Below are 19,187 nucleotides of genomic sequence, written 5' to 3'. Positions count from 1 at the left end.
TCATGGCACGGCCGTAGTTCACGTCGGTGTAACCCACGCGTTGACGTCGTCACGGGTGTGAAACACCGAGCCGCATCGGCCGAAACCGGACTTCGACACTCTCCTCTCATCGCCGACACCCCGGGTGGCACGGGACAGGTATCCCGCGGGTGGAGCGGCATTCATTTACGAGGAGACGCCGATGCCGGACGGCTTCAGCGCAGGCGATACCGCCTTTGTGCTCATCAGTGCGGCCCTGGTCATGTTGATGACCCCGGGCCTGGCCTTCTTCTACGGGGGCATGGTCAGGGTCAAGAGCACGCTCAACATGCTGGTCATGAGCTTCATCTCGCTGGCGATCGTCACCGTGCTCTGGGTGCTCTACGGCTACAGCCTGAGCTTCGGCCCCGACGCGGGTGCCGGCCTGATCGGCAACCTCGACTTCCTGGGGATGCAGGGCATCGGCCTGAACGACCTGACCGGCACCATCCCGGTCACCACCTTCGCGGTGTTCCAGCTGATGTTCGCGATCATCACCCCCGCGCTGATCAGCGGCGCGATCGCGGACCGGGCCAAGTTCGGCGCCTGGGCGCTGTTCATCGCCCTCTGGGTGACGCTGGTCTACTTCCCCGTCGCGCACTGGGTCTTCTTCTTCGACAAGGGCAACGGCGGCTGGCTCGGCGACCGCAACGGCGTGATCGACTTCGCCGGCGGTACCGCGGTGCACATCAACGCCGGTGTCGCGGGCCTCGCGCTCTGCCTGGTGCTCGGCAAGCGGGTCGGCTTCAAGCGTGACCCGATGCGCCCGCACAGCCTGCCGCTGGTGATGCTCGGCTCCGGCCTGCTGTGGTTCGGCTGGTTCGGCTTCAACGCCGGCTCCGCGCTGGCCGCCAACGGCGTCGCCTCGATGGCCCTGATCAACACCCAGATCGCCACCGCCGCCGCGGTGCTCGGCTGGCTGGTCTACGAGAAGCTCAAGCACGGCGCCTTCACCACCCTCGGTGCGGCCTCCGGTGCGGTCGCGGGCCTGGTCGCCATCACCCCGGCCTGTGGTTCGGTCAGCCCGCTCGGCTCGATCGCCATCGGCCTGATCGCCGGCGCGGCCTGCGCCGCCGCGATCAGCCTCAAGTACCGCTTCGGCTTCGACGACTCGCTCGACGTGGTCGGCGTGCACGCCATCGGTGGCGCCATCGGCTCCCTCCTGGTCGGCCTGTTCGCCACCGGCACCGTCGGCCAGACCGCCAAGGGCCTGTTCTACGGCGGCGGCTTCGACCAGCTCGGCAAGCAGGCGATGGGCGTGGCAGCGGTCGCCGTCTACTCCTTCGTGGTCTCCTGGCTGCTCGGCCAGGCGATCCACAAGACGATCGGCTTCCGGGTCACCGAGGACGTCGAGGTGGCCGGCATCGACCAGGCCGAGCACGCCGAGTCCGCGTACGACTTCAGCGCGATGGGCGCCAGCCTGTCCCGCGCCACCCCGGCCCCCGCCGGGAAGACCGAGAAGACCGCCGAGAAGACCGCCGAGAAGACCGAGGTTGGTGCCTGATGAAGCTCATCACCGCGATCATCAAGCCGCACCGGCTGGACGACGTGAAGGCCGCACTGCAGGCCTTCGGGGTGCACGGTCTGACCGTCACCGAGGCGAGTGGCTACGGCCGCCAGCGCGGCCACACCGAGGTCTACCGGGGCGCGGAGTACACCGTCGACCTGGTGCCGAAGGTCCGCATCGAGGTCCTCGTCGAGGACGACGACGCGGAGCAGCTGATCGACGTCCTGGTGAAGGCCGCCAGGACCGGCAAGATCGGCGACGGCAAGGTCTGGAGCGTCCCCGTCGAGACCGCCGTTCGGGTCCGTACCGGGGAGCGCGGGCCCGACGCCCTCTAACATTCACATCGATCACTCACGCGGACCTGCGGCCGGCTACCGGTCGCAGGTCCGCTGACGGCATATCAGGACCGTGCACCGCCGGACGACGGATGGGGATCCCGAAATGACCAGCGAAGCCAGCCCTCCCTCCTCACCCGCCGCCGGACCGGACGGGCCCGTCGCCTACGCGGACGCCCGGGCCCGGCTGCTCGCCGACCCCGACGCCTCGGGCAGCCGGCGCAGGACCGCCCTCGCCGGGCTCACCGACCGGTGGCTGACCGGCCTGCTCGCCGGGGCCGGCGCCCCGCCGGGGGTCGCACTGGTCGCCGTCGGCGGCTACGGGCGCGGCGAACTCTCGCCGCGCAGCGACCTCGACATCCTGCTGCTCCACGACGGCCCGGTCGACAGTGCGCTGCCCGAGCGCATCTGGTACCCGGTCTGGGACTCCGGCGCCGCCCTGGACCACTCGGTCCGCACCCTGGCCGAGGCCCGCACCGTCGCCGCCGAGGACCTCAAAGCCCAGCTCGGCCTGCTGGACGCCCGGCACATCGCCGGCGACGCCGCCCTCACCGCCTCGCTGCGCTCCGCCGTCCTCTCCGACTGGCGCGCCACCGCCTCCACCCGCCTCCCGGAGCTGCAGGAACTCGGCGCCGAGCGGGCCGAGCGGCACGGCGAACTCTCCTTCCTGCTGGAACCCGACCTCAAGGAGGCCAGGGGCGGCCTGCGCGACATCGTCGCGCTCAACGCGATCGCCGCCTCCTGGCTCGCCGACGCGCCCCGCGACGGCCTGGAGGCCGCCGCCCGCCGCCTCAGCGACGTCCGCGACGCGCTGCACCTGACCACCGGCCGGGCCACCGAACGGCTCAGCCTCCAGGACCAGGACCAGGTCGCCGCGACCCTCGGCGTGCTCGACGCGGACACCCTGCTGCGCCAGGTCTACGAAGCCGCCCGCACCATCACCTACGCCGGCGACGTCACCTGGCGGGCCGTCGACCGGGTGCTGGCCGCCCGCTCCTCCCGGGGCCGGCGCTCCTCCCGGCTGTCCTTCCCGTTCACCGGGACCGGACGCGGGTCCGGCGCGGTCGCCCGCGGCGCGGTGGACCGCAGACCGCTCGCCGAGGGCGTGGTCGAGCAGGACGGCGAGGCGGTCCTCGCCCAGGGCGCCCGCCCCGCCACCGACCCGGTGCTGCCGCTGCGCGCGGCCGCCGCGGCCGCCCAGGCCGGCCTGACCATCTCCTACGCGACCGTGCGGCGGCTGGCCGCCGAGACCAAGCCACTGCCGGTGCCCTGGCCGGACGAGGCCCGCGAGCAGCTCGTCACCCTGCTGGGCGCGGGCGAGGCCTGCATCCCGGTCTGGGAGGCGCTGGAGGCCGAGGGCCTGATCACCCGGCTGCTGCCGGACTGGGAGCGGGTCCGCTGCCGCCCGCAGCGCAACGCCGTGCACCGCTGGACGGTCGACCGGCACCTGGTCGAGACGGCGGTGAAGGCCGCCGCGATGACCCGCCGGGTGGCCCGCCCCGACCTGCTGCTGGTCGCCGCGCTGCTGCACGACCTCGGAAAGGGCTGGCCCGGCGACCACTCGGAGGCGGGCGAGGTGATCGTCCGCGACGTGGCCGTCCGGATGGGCTTCGACACGGCCGACACCGAGACCCTCGCGGTGCTGGTGCGCCACCACCTCACACTGGTCGACACCGCGACCCGGCGCGATCCCGACGACCCGGCCACCGTCGACCTGATCACCAAGGTGGTCGGCACCCTGCCCCACCTGGAGCTGCTGCACGCGCTGACCGAGGCGGACGCCACCGCGACCGGCCCGGCCGCCTGGAGCAGCTGGCGGGCCTCGCTGGTGGACGACCTGGTCGGTCGCGCGGCCGCCCAGCTCGCCGGCGGCTATCCCTTCCCGGCCGACGTCGAACCGACCGCCGAGGAGGAGCGCCTCGCCGTGGAGGCGGCCCGCACCGGGGGCCCGGCGCTGTCCCTGCACGCCCAGAGCAACCAGGACTCCTTCGCCACCGAGCCGATGGGCGTGGACCTCGTCCTGGCCATCCCGGACCGCCCCGGCCTGCTGGGCACGGTGGCCGGCGTCCTCGCCCTGCACCGGCTCACCGTCCGGGCCGCGAGCCTGCGCGAACTCGACCCGATCGGGATCGGGGCCGTCCTGCTGATCTCCTGGACGGTCACCGCCGAGTACGGCGAACTGCCCGAGGCCGCCCGGCTCCGGGCCGACCTGCGGCGCGCCCTGGAAGGCTCGCTGGACGTCGCCCGCAAGCTCGCCGAGCGCGACGCCGCGGCCCCCCGCCGGCGCGGCATCAGCACCCCGCCGCCGGTGGTCTCGGTCGCCCCCGGCGCCGCCTCCGCGACCGCCACCGTCCTGGAGGTCCGCGCGCACGACGCGCCCGGCCTGCTGCACCGGATCGGCCGCGCCCTGGACGACGCCGGGGTGCGGGTCCGCACCGCGCACATCTCCACCCTGGGCGCCGACGCCGTCGACGCCTTCTACGTCACCGACCCGGCCGGCCGGCCGCTGTCGGCGCAGCGCGCGGCGGAGGTGGCGGCCCGGATCCAGGCGGCACTGGGGTGACGGGCGCGGATCGGCGATCCGCCGCCGTCACGGGCCCGCTGCGGCCCCACGGCCGGCCGCCGCGGAGCCGGCAGCTCCCACCCGAACGGCGAGGCCGGCGACTGTCGGGGTTCGGCGGGGGTCACCGCCTGCCGTCGGGGAGTTCGGAGTCCACGGGCGGCCGGACCTGGTCCGACAGTCGCTCCTCGGACGCCCCGATCCTGCGGAAGTTCTCGCGTGCGTCCGTGAGGGAGACGCGGTTGGGGCCGCCGATGTACTCGTCCGCGTCCACGCCGTCCTGACCGGTGTCCTCCCATCCGCACACCTGGCAGATCTCGTACATCCCGCGAGCGCGGAGCGTCAGGTGGCCGCAGCACGGACAGCTGAAGCCCCTGGCGTCGGACGGCTCGCTACCGGGGTTCCGGGAGGTCATCCGGCGCCTGTTCCGGTCGAGTCGGTCGGTTTTCCCCGCAGCGCTCCGGGCGTCCTGGGCCCGGTGCGGTCCTGGTGCTCGACGCCCTTCGGATGTCCGGAGCTCGCGCCCGGGCTTGGGATGTCCGGAGCTCGCGCCCGGGTCGGACGCGGGGGAGGGTGGACGCGGGTGGGGGTCGCAGCCCTGGGGGGTGTCAGGCCGTCTCCTCCGGGCCGAATCCGAAGAAGGTGTCCACCGTGATCGAGCGGGCGAGAGCCCCGGGCGGCAGGCGGCAGTCCAGGAGGCTCGCGCCGGTGAAGTCGGTGTCGGTGAGCGACGCGCCCCGGAAGTCGCAGCCCTGGAGCGCGGCGCCGACGAACCGGGCCCGGTCGAGCCGGGCCTCGCGCAGCACGACCCGGCCCCGCACCCCGCTCAGATCGGCGTCGGAGAGGTCGGCGCCGCTGAAGTCCGCGTCGATCACCTTGGCCCTGCGCAGGTCGGCCCCGGTGAGGTCGGTGCCTCGGGCTGTCGCTTCGTGCAGGACGGCGCCGTGCAGGTCGGCGCCGGTCAGGTCGAGGCCGTCGAGCGGGGCGTTGCGCAGGTCGCGCTGCCCGAGGGCGGGGTCGAAGGTCTCCTCGGCGTACGGGAGGGCGGCGAGGGTGTCCTGCCAGGGGCCGCCGGTCCGGGCGATCCGCACCGCCTCCCGGAGGGCTTCGCGGCCCTCCGGGGTCTGCCAGCGGGCCCGCCGCTGCTCGGACGACGAGGTGGTGCCGATGCTGCCGTGGAGCGGGGGCAGCAGCGGCCTCCCGTCGTCCGCCCCGGGCTTCTCGGCCTCGGCCTCGGCCTCGTCCTTGTTCTCGTCCTCGTCCTCGTCCTCGGCTTCGGCGAAGGCGCCGAGCGAGGTCCCGACGGTGATCGCTCCGGTCAGGTCGGCTCCGGTCAGGTCGGCACCGTACAGATTGGCGCCGGTCAGATCGGTGCGCACCAGCGACGCTCCCCGCAGGTCGCCACCGACCAGGACGGCGTCGACGAGCCGTGCCCCGTCCAGGTGCGCATCGCGGAAGGTCGCCTGACCGGACGCCTCGCCGAGGTCGGCCCCGGAGAGGTCGGCGCCGGTGAAGTCCGCGTCGTCGAACCCGGCGCCGCGCAGGTCGGCCCCGGTGAGGTCGGTGCCTCGGGCTGTTGCTTCGTGCAGGACGGCGCCGTGCAGGTCGGCGCCGGTCAGGTCGAGGCCGTCGAGCGGGGCGTTGCGCAGGTCGCGCTGCCCGAGGGCGGGGTCGAAGGTCTCCTCGGCGTACGGGAGGGTGGCGAGGGTGTCCTGCCAGGGGCCGCCGGTCCGGGCGATCCGCACCGCCTCCCGGAGGGCTTCGCGGCCCTCCGGGGTCTGCCAGCGGGCCCGCCGCTGCTCGGACGACGAGGTGGGTCCGAACACGCCGTACAGATCGGGGAAGTCGGAGCTGCTGCTCACGGTCTGTGCCTTTCGGTCAGGACCCCGGGGGCCAGGCGTGGTAGGGAGGCGTGGTTCCGTGCCCGATTCCGTGGAGGAACCTGTTGAGCCTGCCCAACTGCCCCTCGGTGGCGGCCTGGTACTTCTTGAGGATCTGGACGTCCCGGTCGGTGAGCTCCTTGTTGAAGCGGAACTCGTCGTGGAGGGCCTTCTTGACGTTCAGCAGGCCGTCGCGAGCCTGCTGCAGGTCGCTGATGTGGGAGAAGGGCGTGCCGTCCGGCTTGCGGGCCACGACCTCGCCGGCCGCCTCGCGCCTGGCGGCATTGTAGTGGTTGTGGTTCGGGGTGCCGTTGATCTCGCCGATCGGGTCCTTCATCAGGTTGTGGAACTTCTCGATGGCGTCCTTGGCACGTTCCGTGAGCTTGCACGGGGCGAGACCGAAGGGGTCGGCCCAGGTGTGCGGATTCTGGATGTAGGCCTGGGGGTCGGGGGCGGCGGCGAGCCCGAGCGGATCGAGGGTCGCGTAGCGTGCCGTGATCGGGTCGTAGTAGCGGTGCAGGTTGTAGTGGAGGCGGGTCTCGGGGTCGTAGTACTGGCCCGGGAACCGCAGCGGCGTCGTGGTGCTGGCGCTGTCGCTGCGTTCGGTGGCACCCCAGAGGGTGGTTCTGGCCTGCCACGCCGGGCTGCCGTCGGGGTTGAGCAGGTGGGTGGGGGTGCCGATCAGGTCGGTGACGATGGTGAAGAAGCGGCGGTCGACGTCGGCCTGGGGGGCGTCGGGCAGCAGGATGTGCTCGGTCTGGGCCAGCGGACGGAGCCCCTCGTGGTCCCAGGTGAGGGTGTACGGCCCGGGGAGCGCGGGGCCGTGCGCGGTCTGTTCGGCGAGCGTGCTGCCGTCCCAGGTGAAGTCCGTCCACTCGGCGACGGTGACGCCGTCCTCGGCCAGGCGCTGTTTGGCGATCCGTCGGCCGAAGGGGTCGTACAGGTACTGCCAGCGGGTGCCGTCGGGGGTGGTGACGTCGGTGAGGCGGTCCTCGGCGTCCCAGGTGTAGCGCCAGGTGTTCGTCCGGCCGGAGAGGGTCACCTGGCGGCGGGCGGTGATCCGGCCCTGGGCGTCATGGTCGTACCGGATCCGGCCGGCGGTGCTGATCAGGGTGCCCTGGTAGGTGCGCGGGCCGCGGCCGCTGTCGTTGCGGCCGCCGGGCCACTGGGCGTCGGTGATGTTCCCGGCCGCGTCGTAGACGTACCGCTCGGTCCAGTCCGCGGCGTGGACGGCGGTCACCCGGCCGGCGGCGTCCAGGTCGAAGCTGCGGGTCCCGTCGTGCAGGTCGGAGATGCCGGTCAGGTTGCCGTCGGCGCGGTAGCTGTAGGCGCGGTGCTGCAGGGCGCGGGCGGACGAGGTGAGGGTCTGCGAGGTGAGCCGGTGGACACTGTCCCAGGTGTGGCTGAGGGTCAGGCCGGGGCCCAGCCGGCGACCGGTCTCGCGGCCGAGCGCGTCGTGCTCGAAGCCGACGACGTGGCCGGAGGCGGTCAAAGAGGCCGGGCTCCCCGCGGCGTCGTAACTCCACCTGCTCTCGGCGCCGGACGGGGTCCGGCGGCGGGAGCGCCGGCCGAGCGCGTCGTACTCGGACGCCAGGGTGCGGCCGTTGACGGTCTCCGCCATGACCTGCCCCAGCAGGTCGTATCGCCGGCTCAGGCTGACCGCGGGCCCGGTCGCACTCGTCAGCCGGCCGGCCCGGTCGTAGCCGTAGGTGGTCCGCCGGCCGGCGGCGTCCTTGACCGACAGGTTCCCCAGCAGGTCGTAGCTGTAGCCGACCGTCTCGCCCAGGCCGTTGGTCCGGCCGACGACCCGGCCGGCCGGGTCGTGGGTGTACCTGACGGTCCGCCCGTTGAAGTCGGTCTCGGCCGTGACCCGGCCGGCCGCGTCGTGCTCGTAGCTCCAGGACAGGCCCTGGGGACCGGTCACCCGGACGAGCCGCAGCTCCGCGTCGTGGGTGAAGGTGTGGCGGGCGCCGTCCGGACCGGTCCTGGCGGTCAGCAGGTCGAAGTGGGAGTACTCCATCGTCGTCACGGCGCCGCCGTGGTCGGTGTGCGTGAGGGTGTTGCCCTCGCCGTCGTACGTCCAGTGCTCGGCCGCGCCGTCCGGGGTGGTCCTGGAGGTGAGCAGACCCTCGACGGACCAGGTGTAACGGGTCGTGCCGCCGAGGGCGTCGGTGATCGCCGTGGGCCGGCCGAACGCGTCGTGCCGGTAGGCGGTCCGGCCGCCGAGCGGGTCCACGGTCTCCGTCAGGAGGCCGGCGGCGTTGCACCGGAGCGTCGAGACGTGGCCGAGGGCGTCGGTGATCTGCGAGAGGTTCCCGCTCGCGTCGAAACCGAAGCGGGTGGTGGCACCGGTCGGGTCGGTCAGCGCCGTGCGGTTGCCGGTCGCGTCGTACGACTGGCGCCAGGTGGTTCCGTCCGGCTCCATGACGGCCAGGGGCAGGTTCAGCTCGCTGTAGCCGACCACGGACTGCGTCCCGTCCGGGCGGGTGGCGGTCGTGGGGTTGCCTGATTCGTCGTAGGTGAGCGTCACGGCCGAGCCCAGCGGGTCGGTGACCGACAGTCGACGGCCGTGGGGGTCGTAGGTGTACCGGGTGGTGGCGCCCAGCGGGTCGGTCTCGGCGACGATCCGGCTCTCGCCGTCGATCAGGTAGCGCGTGGTGTGGCCGAGCGAGTCGGTGGCGGCCGTGATCCGGTGCCCGCTGCCGGGATCGCGCTGGTCGTAGTCGTAGTGGTACCGCAGGTGCCCCTCGGCGCCGCCCTGGTCGACGCAGCGGTCGAGGTGGTCGTACGCGTAGCCGTAGCGGGAGCCGTTGCGGTCGGTCCAGGCGGTCATCCGGCCCGCGGCGTCGTAGTCGAAGCGCTGCGGGAGGCCGGAGGAGTTGGTGACCCGGGTCAGGTGGCCGTCGGTGTAGCCGTACCGGACGATCTCGGCGTCGCCGCCGTCGGGCCCGGCCCCGGCGAGGTGCAGCGCGGTGATCCGGCCGCCCTCCACGGTGAGCTTCACGTGGTAGCCGCCGTGGTGGCGGATCGACACCGGGGCTCCGGCGTCGTCGTGGTCGAAGGCGATCCACCGGTCGGACCGGTCGCGGATCTCGCCGAGCAGCGCCGTGCCCGGGTCGTCCGGCTCGGGGAGGTAGGTGCGGGTCAGCCCGGACAGCGGGTCGGTGGCGCGGTAGCGGCCCTCGGTGTCCAGGACGAGCGGCCAGCGGGAGCTGCCGGAGACCGGCAGGGTGGCGACACCCGGCACGGGGTGCGGGTAGACCAGCATGCCGCCGTCCGGGCGGAGCAGCAGTACGCCCGCCGCGTCGACGACCAGGCGCTCGTCGACCGTGCAGGCCCAGGTCGGGCCCATCCACAGGCCGGACCGGTAGGCGGAGGTGTGCGAGCGCTCGAAGAACAGGGGGAGCGAGCCGGGCAGCCCCAGGTCGTTCTGCCGGAGGAACATCTGCCCGGTCGCCACGTCGACCGGGTCGCCGCAGCCCTCGACCTCGTTCGGCTTCCTGGCTTCCTTCGACGGGTTCTCCGCCGCGTCCCTGGCCGCCTGGCCGGCGTCCTTGCGGGCGGCGTTCTCGGCCGCGTCCTTGGCCGCGTTCTTCGTGGCGTTCTCGCCGACGTCCTTGGCCGCGTTCTCGGCGACGTTCTTGGACGCGTTGAGCGCGACGTCCTCCGCGACCGCGCCCGCCTCGCCGGCGCCGCCGGTGGCCACGCCGAAGGCCACGTTGGTGGTGAGCTTCCCGAAGGCCTCGAAGGGGTCGGAGCTCCAGCCGGACCCGACCACGGCCGAGAGCAGCTCCATCGGGTGGTTGGAGGCGTGCAGCAGCCCGGCGGCCGTGCTGGAGACGTGATCGGCGTACTGGGCGGGGTGGGTCAGGTTGTACGGGTCCGTCGGGTTCAGCCCGCGACCGAACTTGACGATGTCCGCCGCGCCCTTCACCAGGCCGCCGGCCAGGTGAAGCTGTCCGACCATGGCGCCCTGAAAGGTGTCGGACAGGTCGCTGCCCATCCTGGACGTGAAGCTCGGCTCGGCCGGCGCGGTGGCCGTGGCCGCGTCGACGGCCGCCTGGGCGGTGCCGGCGGCGGTGTCCCGCTGCTGGCGCGCACCGCGCAGCTTCTCCTGGGCCTGCTTGAGGCCCGCCACGCCCGGGTCCTGGAACTCGCCCGGATCCGTGGGCCGCGGGCCCGGGTCCCCACCGGCCTGGGAGGTCTTGTTCCAGTCCTTGGCGGCCTGGTTGTACCGGTCGACGTTCTTGTTGTACGAGTCTCGGGCCTGTTCGGAGGCCTTCTTCGCGGCCTTGTACAGGTCGATGGCCTGCTGGGCCTCCTGCTGCGCCCAGTCGACGGTGTGCGCGAAGCCGTCCATCGCGTCGGCCGCCCCCCGGCAGGCGTCCGCGGCGCTCAGCCAGAGCTTCGGCTGCGGGGCGAACTTCGCCCGGAAGGCGTCGCCGGCCGCGCCCTTCCAGTGGTCGGCGTCCAACCGGGACAGTCCCTGTCCGGTCTGCTCGAACGCCACCTGGAACTTCCGCAGGTGCTTGACCGACTCGCCGATTTCCTTGACGTCCCCGTGCACCAGATCCTTCGGGTCGTCGGACTCGCCCAGCTGGTACTCCCCGACCTGCGCGCCCAGCGAGTCGGCCACCGAGTCGCCGAAGGAGTCGACCGCGTGGGCCGCGCCGTGCAGCCCGACCGCGTCCAGCCCGTCGCCCAGCAGGTGCGCCCCGCCGTCGACGGCCGAGCCGACCGTGCTCTTCACCGAGTCGATGCCGTCCTCGAAGGCGTCCCCGACGCCGTCGACGAAATCCCCGAAACCCATCTCAGCCCCCGCTGTCCGGCCGCTGCTGCGGCACCACCTTCGTGCCGAACAGGTCGGTCTGCGCCTGCTCGTACTCGTCCCCGAGGCCCGCCAGGTCGGCGGCCTTGCGCCGCACGCCCATCGGGCCGTCCATCATGTCCCGGCCCTCGGCCTGCCAGGTCTCCTTCATGTGCTCGCCGGCCTTCGCGGCGGACTCCGCCGAGTAGTCGGCGTCGCGGACCTGGGTGTACGGGTTGTCGGAGAGGGTCTTGCCCCAGGACTGCGCCTCGACCTGCTCCTGGGTGAGGTCCGGGTTGCCCATCGCGGCGTTGACCACGTCCTTGAACGTGCCCGACACGTACTGCTCCTGGTCGTGGTACAGCCCGGCCGACAGGCCCAGGCGCATCGCGATCTCGTTGCCGTCCTGGACGACGGTGCGCACGCCCCAGGCCCAGCGCTCGGCGAACGCGGCGAAGGAGCCGTGCAGGCCGGCGTGCCCGATCTGCAGCCCGGAGAGCTCGATGTTGGAGAAACCGCGCCCCACCTCGGCGCTCTCGTCGATGCCGAGCGTCTTCAGCTCCGCGATCGCGCCGTTGATGCCGTCGGCGGCCAGCTTGAGGGCCTGCGGGTCCACCGCGTAGCTGTCAGCCACGGCCGTCCTCCTCGGTGAGGTCCAGGGCGGCCGCGTCCGGCACGATCCCCGCCATCGGCGGCAGGAACGCGGGGGTCGGACCCGCCACGTCCAGCACCACGCCGGTGGGCACGGGGGCGGCCGGGACGGCGACGTCCAGCAGGCGCGCGCCGTAGACGGTGACGTACGACCACTCCCGGCCGGCGCGGCCGTCCCGCTGCTCGGCGAACCGGGCCAGCGCCGCCTCGCCGGTGAAGGCGTGGAGCCAGCGGATCCCGCCGCTGTCGGCCGCCCACCAGCCGCCGTCCGCGGTGACCGGGACGAGTACGGCGCTGCGACGGAACTCCCCGATCAACGCGTCCGGGTCGTAGGCGGCCGTGCCCAGCTCGGCGGCCCTGGCCGCCAGCGCCCCGTTGTGCGGCGCCCCGCCTCCTGGCAAGGAGCGGGGCGGCCCGTCGTCCGGTGCCGCGCTCCCGGCGGGCCCGTCCTTCGACGGCCCGCCGCTCGAATCCCCGCCGCCCGATGCCCCGGCGCTCATGAATGCTCCCCCTGTGACGCAGGCATGACGGCACCGACCGTAGCCAAGCGCGGGCGGGCGCGGAACCTCGCTCGGGTAAAGAAACCGCCCGCCCGGGCAGCTCGTCGGACCGGTCCGCGACCGGGGTGGAGACCGTACCCGGGGCGGCCGGATACCCTGGGGGCGACGACCGTACCCGTACCGATGCCGCAAGGGACCCGCGACCGACGTGTTCGACACTCTTTCCGATCGCCTCGCAGCGACGTTCAAGAACCTCCGGGGCAAGGGCCGCCTCAGTGAGGCGGACATCGACGCCACCGCCCGCGAGATCCGGATCGCGCTGCTCGAAGCGGATGTCGCGCTCCCCGTGGTGCGGGCCTTCATCAAGCAGGTCAAGGACCGGGCGCTCGGCGCCGAGGTCTCGGGCGCGCTGAACCCGGCCCAGCAGATCATCAAGATCGTCAACGAGGAGCTCATCAACATCCTCGGCGGCGAGACCCGAAGGGTCCGGTACGCCAAGACCGGCCCGACGGTGATCATGCTCGCCGGTCTGCAGGGTGCCGGTAAGACCACCCTCGCCGGCAAGCTCGGCCACTGGCTGAAGTCGCAGAAGCACACCCCGCTGCTGGTCGCCTGCGACCTCCAGCGCCCCAACGCCGTGAACCAGCTGACCGTCGTCGCCGAGCGGGCCGGGGTGGCGATCTACGCCCCCGAGCCGGGCAACGGCGTCGGCGACCCGGTCAAGGTCGCCCGCGACTCGATCGAGTACGCCAAGCAGAAGCAGTACGACGTCGTCATCGTCGACACCGCCGGCCGGCTCGGCATCGACGCCGAGCTGATGCAGCAGGCCGCCGACATCCGGGCCGCGGTCGACCCGGACGAGGTCCTCTTCGTCGTCGACGCGATGATCGGCCAGGACGCGGTCACCACCGCCCAGGCCTTCCTCGACGGCGTCGACTTCACCGGTGTGGTGCTCTCCAAGCTCGACGGTGACGCCCGTGGTGGCGCCGCCCTCTCGGTGGCCCACGTCACCGGCCGCCAGATCATGTTCGCCTCGAACGGCGAGAAGGTCGACGAGTTCGACGCCTTCCACCCGGACCGGATGGCCTCGCGCATCCTCGGCATGGGCGACATGCTCTCCCTGATCGAGAAGGCCGAGCAGACCTTCTCGCAGGCCGAGGCCGAGAAGATGGCCTCCAAGCTGCAGGGCGGCGGCAAGGACTTCACGCTCGACGACTTCCTGTCGCAGCTGGAGCAGGTCCAGAAGATGGGCTCGATCTCCAAGCTGCTCGGCATGCTGCCGGGGATGGGCCAGATCCGCGAGCAGATCAACAACATCGACGACAAGGACGTCAACCGCGTCGGCGCGATCATCAAGTCGATGACCCCGGCCGAGCGGACCGACCCCAAGCTCATCAACGGCTCGCGCCGGCTGCGCATCGCCAAGGGGTCGGGCACCGGCGTCGGCGAGGTCAACAACCTGGTCGAGCGGTTCTTCGAGGCCCGCAAGATGATGTCGGCGATGGCCTCCGGCAAGGGGATGCCCGGTATGCCGGGCATCCCGGGCATGGGCGGCGGGGCGAAGAAGTCCGGCAAGAAGGCGCAGCCCGCCAAGGGCCGCAAGAAGTCCGGCAACCCGCTGAAGCGGGCCCAGGAGGAGCAGGCCGCCGCCGAGCGCCGCGCGCTCGGCCCGGGCGCCGGCCAGCAGCCCCCCGCCGAGGGCGGCGCGTTCGGGATCGGCGCGGGCAAGGGCCCGGCCGACTTCGAGCTGCCCAAGGAGTTCAAGGACCTCCTCTGAGCGTCCCGGGGCGCTGAGCCCCCGGCTGCGGCCCGCCACCCGGTAGACCCGGGCGGCGGGCCGCACCCATGACCGAGGGCGTGCCCGATGATGGTGGGGTGCGAGTGACCATCCGGGCGCCGAGGCCCGCAGACGTGGAGCAGTACGCCGACGCCGTCAGGCGGTCCGCCGAGCACATCGGCCGGTGGAATCCGGTGGAGCCGGACGGACTGCCCGAGCTGCTCGCACGCCAGGGTTCGGGCCTGCGGACCTTCCTGATCGTGGATCAGGAGACCGGTGGCCTGGTCGGGAAGTGCAACGTCGCGAACATCGTGATGGGCCGCTTCTGCAACGGCGCCCTCGGCTACGACTCGTACGAGCCCTTCGCCGGCACCGGGCGGATGACCGAGGGCATGCTGCTGGTGGTGGACCGCTGCTTCGCCGACCAGTCCACCGGCGGACTGGGCCTGCACCGGCTGGAGATCAACGTGCAGCCGGAGAACGAGCGCTCCGCCGCGATGGCCCGCCGGCTGGGCTTCCGGCACGAGGGCTTCACCCCCCGGATGCTCTACCTCGGCGGTGCCTGGCGGGACCACGAGCGGTTCGCCATGACGTCCGAGGAATGGCCGGGGCTGGCCGGGCGCTGAGCCGGGTCCGACCGGGCGCCGAGTCGCTTCGGACGGGAGCGCTGGGGGTTCGGTCGGGGACGGCTTCGGCCGGTACGGTGCGTTCGGCCTGCCGAGGCCCCGTGGGCGGGTGGTGTTCCGTCAGGCCTCCCGCGGCCCCGTGGGCGGGTGGTGTTCCGCCACGCCTCCCGTGGCCCAATGGGCACGCGGTGTTCCGTTCCGTCTTCCGTGGCCCGTTGGGGGCGCTCGCCGCTTGGCGTGCGCCCCCGAACGAGTGACCGTGCCGGGAAATCAGCGGATCCGCTCCGCGATCACGTACCGGAAGACGTTGGCCATCCGCACCGCGCCGCCCGGCAGCAGGTACGGGTGCAGCGCCTCCTCCAGCTCCTTCGCCACCAGCGAGCCGCCGGAGAACTCCACCGCGGCGTCGTACAGGCCGGTGGAGAGCAGCCCGCGGACGGCGCTGTCCAGGTCCGCGTACGCGAAGGGGCAGCTCACCCGGCCGCTGCCGGCCGGGCGCAGGCCGGCCCCGGTGAGGAGATCCTCCAGACCTCCGGGGGAGCTCAGTGCGAACGGGTCCCGCGCGGTGGTGCGCCCTGCCCGGCGGCGCGCCACGTCCAGGACGGCGGCGCTCTCGCAGCGCTCCGGCGGCCCCCAGGCCGCCAGCACCACGTGGCCGCCGGCCAGGGTGAGACCGGCCGCCTCGGCGACCAGCAGGCCCGGATCGGCGGCCCCGGGGAGCTGCTCGAAAACCGTGACCAGCGAATAGGCCGTGCGGGGGACGTCGCGGGCCGCCGTACCCGGCCGGTCGGCCGCGCCGACCCGCAGCCGACGGTCCTGCGCGAGCTGCCGGAGCTCGGCCTGCGGCTCCTGCCCGGCCACCTGCGCGCCCCGGGCGGAGGCGAGCAGCAGCGCCAGCCCCGACCGGCATCCGAGGCCGAGCACGCTGGTCGCCGGCCCGACCTCCAACCGGTCGTAGACCGCCTCGTAGAGCGGTACCAGCATCCGTTCCTGGATCTCCGCCCAGTCGCGGGCCCGCCCGGGCCCCGGCCCGTGGGCCGCTGTCCGATCCGCTGCCCGCGGGTGCTGTGCGGTCGTGCCGGTCGCCTGCGCTGAAGCCATCGCGGCCTCCCATCCGGTCCTTCGGTGTCGTGTCCGTGGCCTCCCCCAAAGTCCCGCCCCACTCAAGCGAACAGCGGCTCGGGCGCGCCGTCCAGAGGGGTGCGGGGTGGTATCCGCGCGCCGAGGGCGTGCGCCCCTCCGTCATCACGGCGTGGACGGATTCGGAAGAGGGGCCGCACTCCCCGTACGATTCGCCCCATGGCAAAGGCACCCGTTCTCACCCCCCAGGCGGACGACTTCCCGCGCTGGTACCAGGACCTCATCAACAAGGCCGAGCTGGCCGACAACGGTCCGGTGCGCGGCACCATGGTCATCCGACCGTACGGCTACGGCCTGTGGGAGCGGATGCAGCAGGAGATGGACGCCCGCATCAAGAAGGCAGGCGCCCAGAACGCCTACTTCCCGATGTTCATCCCGCAGTCCTACCTGACCAAGGAAGCCGAGCACGTCGAGGGCTTCGCGCCCGAGCTCGCGGTGGTCACCCACGGCGGCGGCAAGGAACTGGAGGAGCCGGTCGTCGTCCGGCCCACCTCCGAGACCATCATCAACGAGTACTTCTCCAAGTGGGTGCAGAGCCACCGCGACCTGCCCCTGCTGATCAACCAGTGGGCCAACGTGGTCCGCTGGGAGCTGCGTCCGCGCGTCTTCCTCCGCACCACCGAGTTCCTCTGGCAGGAGGGCCACACGGCCCACGCGACCTACGAGGACGCTCGCGCGTACGCCTCGCGCATCCACACCGAGGTCTACGCCGACTTCATGATCAACGTGCTCGGCATCGACGTGGTGCTCGGCCGCAAGACCGCGCGTGAGCGGTTCGCCGGCGCCATCAACACCCTCACCCTCGAGGGCATGATGGGCGACGGCAAGGCGCTGCAGATGGGCACCAGCCACGAGCTGGGCCAGAACTTCGCCAAGGCGTTCAACACCACGTACCAGCTCCAGGGCGCCGAGCGCGAGCACGTCTGGCAGACCTCGTGGGGCGTCTCGACCCGGATGGTCGGCGGCCTGATCATGTCGCACGGCGACGACAACGGCCTGCGTGTCCCGCCGCGCCTGGCGGCCACCCAGGTCGTCGTCCTGGCGATCAAGGGCGACGACGCGGTGCTGGCCAAGGTCCGCGAGATCGGCGCCCAGCTGGATGCCGCCGGCATCCGGGTCCTGGTCGACGACCGCACCGACACCCCGTTCGGCCGCCGCGCCGTGGACTGGGAGCTCAAGGGCGTACCGGTGCGCATCGAGGTCGGCCCGCGCGACCTGGAGGGCGGCACCGCGATGCTGGCCCGCCGGATCCCCGGCGGCAAGGAGCCGGTCTCCATCGACGCCCTGGCGTCGCTGCTGCCCGGCATCCTGGAGGAGGACCAGGCGCTGCTGCTGCGCCAGTCCCGCGAGCGCCGTGAGGCCCGTACGGTCGACGTCTCGACCATCGACGAGGCCGTCGAGGCCGCCACCACCGGCTGGGGCCGGATCTCCTGGGCCGAACTGGGCCCGGAGGGCGAGGCCAAGCTGGCCGAGCAGGGTGTCTCGGTGCGCTGCATCGTCGCCGCCGACGGCTCCGTGCCGCTGGCGGACGACCAGGAAGGCAATATCGCGATCGTCGCGCGTGCCTACTGATTCGATTTCGCCGTAGTTACCGGACGGTTTACTTCCGGCCAAGAGGGCCCGGAACGCCGTGGTGGGGGCAACTGTCTCGCCTGTTGACATGCCTACTGACCGGTCAACTGCCGGTATTAACGGAATAGCGGTACGGTGTACGGCCCGTGGCCCTGTCAACTCGACGAGGGCCTCGGGCCGCACGTCTTGGGGCGACAGCCCGCCCCCGGGCGAAAGTGACGAGCCCGCGAACTCCGACGGGCACATACTTGCAGGGGGTTGGTCTTGCGTCAGATCCATAACGCGCAATTCGCGCGCTGCCACGCATTCCTGAGAGTTTCCTGGGAATTCCCGGGGAACGGGAACATGCGGAACATCGGCTCGCACTCCATCGTTGGTCTAGCGTGAGCACGACACAGCCCCTCGTCCTCGCGGCCGAACTGGCCGCCGCCTGGAGTGACATCCAGGCCCACCACCAGGATCTCCCCGACCTGGCCTCTCCCGAGGCGCTGATCGGCGAGTCCTCCTCGGCCTGTGGCACCCGACTCGGTTTCGAGCGGCTGCTCCACGAGGCTGCCCACGGCCTGGCCGCCGCCCGGGACATCCGGGACACTTCGAGGGCCGGGCGCTACCACAACAGGCGTTTCCTGCTGTTGGCCTCCGAACTCGGCCTGGCGCACCCGGTGGAGCCGCACGCGAGTAGCGGCTTCTCCCAGGTGACCATGCTCAAGGAGACCCAGGAGCGGTACGTCGACACCATAGAGCGGCTCGACCGCGCGCTCGGCGCACACCAGGAGGCCGTGGCCGGCGACGGCGCCAACCGTGCCTTCCGTGGGCCGGCCGCACGGCACGGCTCCTCGGGGGGCGGCGTCAGGGTCAAGGCGATCTGCGGCTGCGGCCGTAACGTCCGGGTCGTGCCGTCGGTGCTCGCGCAGGCGTCGATCGTCTGTGGCGCCTGCCAGCAGCCGTTCAAGATTGCGTAGTCAGGGTCCTGGCCGGTCGGAGCCGCTTTCGGCCGGCCAGGGCTTCGTCCGTGCCGGAGTCGGTGCGGACCAGGCCCGGTAGCCTCCCGGTCGCCCGCCGACCGGGAAGCCTCTCCGAGGCCCGTCCGAGGCCCGTCCCGCGGTGGACGCGTCCAGGCCCGCCGGGATCCACCCCCGCCGGCAGGTGCTCCGGCCGGTACCGCCGATCGGCCCTCGCCCGGGTCGTGACCTTGATCGACCCGGCCCCTGGCAGGCCGACCTGCGCCGGTATGGCACAATTGACAGCTGAGTACTCGGCAGCCGAGCAGGACCCCTCTCTCCTACGGCTGGCGTGTCCCTTGAACGGCCGACCCCCGCAACCCCACGCGGAGTACGCGGCCGCTCACCCACGTCAACTCCAGGAGAATCCACTCCCGTGGCAGTCAAGATCAAGCTCAAGCGTCTCGGCAAGATTCGCGCCCCGCACTACCGCATCGTCGTCGCCGACGCCCGCACCAAGCGTGACGGTCGCGCGATCGAGGAGATCGGCATCTACCAGCCGACCTACGACCCCTCGAAGATCGAGGTCGACAGCGACCGCGCCCAGTACTGGCTGTCCGTCGGCGCCCAGCCGACCGAGCCCGTGCTCGCCATCCTCAAGCTGACCGGCGACTGGCAGAAGTTCAAGGGCCTGCCGGCCCCGGCGCCGCTCAAGGTCGCCGAGCCCAAGGTCGAGGACTTCTCGCACCTCTTCGCGAAGGCCGTCGCCGGCTTCGAGGACAGCACCACCGGTGTTGCCATCACCCCGAAGGCCAAGAAGTCGGACAAGGCCGAGGCTGACGCCGACGCCGCCGCTTCCACCGAGGCCTGATC

General features: G+C 72.5%; 14 protein-coding genes. 8 read left to right on the top strand and 6 right to left on the bottom strand.

Features of this window, described 5'->3' with window-relative positions; genetic code table 11:
• The first annotated feature begins 181 nt into the window (after positions 1-181).
• From OG689_RS15220 to OG689_RS15210, 3 genes are all read left to right on the top strand, one after another.
• Positions 182-1,522: an ammonium transporter gene (locus tag OG689_RS15220; protein ID WP_266320847.1), complete on the top strand. Its 1,341-nt coding sequence runs from the start codon at positions 182-184 to the stop codon at positions 1,520-1,522.
• Positions 1,522-1,860 (top strand): P-II family nitrogen regulator, encoded by a 339-nt coding sequence (locus OG689_RS15215; RefSeq protein WP_073925993.1) that lies wholly within the window; start codon positions 1,522-1,524, stop codon positions 1,858-1,860. Before OG689_RS15220 ends, OG689_RS15215 begins: the two co-directional genes overlap by 1 nt.
• 106 nt (positions 1,861-1,966) lie before the next feature.
• Positions 1,967-4,423, top strand: coding sequence for a [protein-PII] uridylyltransferase (locus OG689_RS15210; protein WP_266320845.1), 2,457 nt, complete (start codon positions 1,967-1,969; stop codon positions 4,421-4,423).
• A 121-nt stretch (positions 4,424-4,544) separates the two neighbouring features.
• Here the strand turns inward: OG689_RS15210 and OG689_RS15205 are convergent, their stop codons facing one another.
• From OG689_RS15205 to OG689_RS15185, 5 genes are all read right to left on the bottom strand, one after another.
• The gene (locus OG689_RS15205) at positions 4,545-4,835 is read right to left on the bottom strand and encodes a CPCC family cysteine-rich protein (RefSeq protein WP_266320843.1); all 291 of its coding nucleotides are present in this window, start codon (positions 4,833-4,835) and stop codon (positions 4,545-4,547) included.
• A 193-nt stretch (positions 4,836-5,028) separates the two neighbouring features.
• Positions 5,029-6,282: a pentapeptide repeat-containing protein gene (locus OG689_RS15200; protein WP_266320842.1), complete on the bottom strand. Its 1,254-nt coding sequence runs from the start codon at positions 6,280-6,282 to the stop codon at positions 5,029-5,031.
• 16 nt (positions 6,283-6,298) lie between these two features.
• Positions 6,299-11,110, bottom strand: a complete 4,812-nt coding sequence (locus OG689_RS15195; RefSeq protein WP_266320841.1) for a putative T7SS-secreted protein — start codon at positions 11,108-11,110, stop codon at positions 6,299-6,301.
• A gap of 1 nt (position 11,111) precedes the next feature.
• Positions 11,112-11,741 carry a hypothetical protein gene (locus OG689_RS15190; protein WP_266320839.1) on the bottom strand — a complete coding sequence of 210 codons (630 nt, stop codon included), beginning with the start codon at positions 11,739-11,741 and terminating at the stop codon, positions 11,112-11,114.
• The gene (locus tag OG689_RS15185) at positions 11,734-12,258 is read right to left on the bottom strand and encodes an SseB family protein (protein WP_323189294.1); all 525 of its coding nucleotides are present in this window, start codon (positions 12,256-12,258) and stop codon (positions 11,734-11,736) included. Before OG689_RS15185 ends, OG689_RS15190 begins: the two co-directional genes overlap by 8 nt.
• Positions 12,259-12,466: 208 nt before the next feature.
• On the opposite strand from OG689_RS15185, the gene ffh reads away from it, so the two are divergent.
• Positions 12,467-14,035, top strand: coding sequence for a signal recognition particle protein (gene ffh, locus OG689_RS15180; protein ID WP_266320837.1), 1,569 nt, complete (start codon positions 12,467-12,469; stop codon positions 14,033-14,035).
• A 68-nt stretch (positions 14,036-14,103) separates the two neighbouring features.
• Complete coding sequence (locus OG689_RS15175; protein ID WP_266320835.1) at positions 14,104-14,661, top strand: GNAT family N-acetyltransferase; 558 nt, start codon at positions 14,104-14,106, stop codon at positions 14,659-14,661.
• A 270-nt stretch (positions 14,662-14,931) separates the two neighbouring features.
• On the opposite strand, the gene OG689_RS15170 is transcribed toward OG689_RS15175, so the two are convergent.
• Positions 14,932-15,645, bottom strand: a complete 714-nt coding sequence (locus OG689_RS15170) for an SAM-dependent methyltransferase (RefSeq protein ID WP_266327153.1) — start codon at positions 15,643-15,645, stop codon at positions 14,932-14,934.
• 315 nt (positions 15,646-15,960) lie between these two features.
• Between OG689_RS15170 and proS the strand changes: the two genes are divergently transcribed.
• The 3 genes from proS to rpsP all read left to right on the top strand — a co-directional run bounded on the left by proS (position 15,961) and on the right by rpsP (position 19,185).
• Positions 15,961-17,373, top strand: a complete 1,413-nt coding sequence (gene proS / locus OG689_RS15165) for a proline--tRNA ligase (RefSeq protein WP_266320834.1) — start codon at positions 15,961-15,963, stop codon at positions 17,371-17,373.
• Between the two features lie 383 nt (positions 17,374-17,756).
• Positions 17,757-18,335, top strand: coding sequence for a hypothetical protein (locus OG689_RS15160; protein ID WP_266320833.1), 579 nt, complete (start codon positions 17,757-17,759; stop codon positions 18,333-18,335).
• 415 nt (positions 18,336-18,750) lie between these two features.
• Positions 18,751-19,185, top strand: a complete 435-nt coding sequence (gene rpsP, locus OG689_RS15155; protein ID WP_266320832.1) for a 30S ribosomal protein S16 — start codon at positions 18,751-18,753, stop codon at positions 19,183-19,185.
• Positions 19,186-19,187: the final 2 nt, after the last annotated feature.

The organism is Kitasatospora sp. NBC_00240 (assembly GCF_026342405.1).
Classification (GTDB): Bacteria; Actinomycetota; Actinomycetes; order Streptomycetales; family Streptomycetaceae; genus Kitasatospora.
The sequence above is the reverse complement of the archived record's forward strand: the minus strand, read 5'-3'. Positions and strand labels throughout refer to the sequence as shown.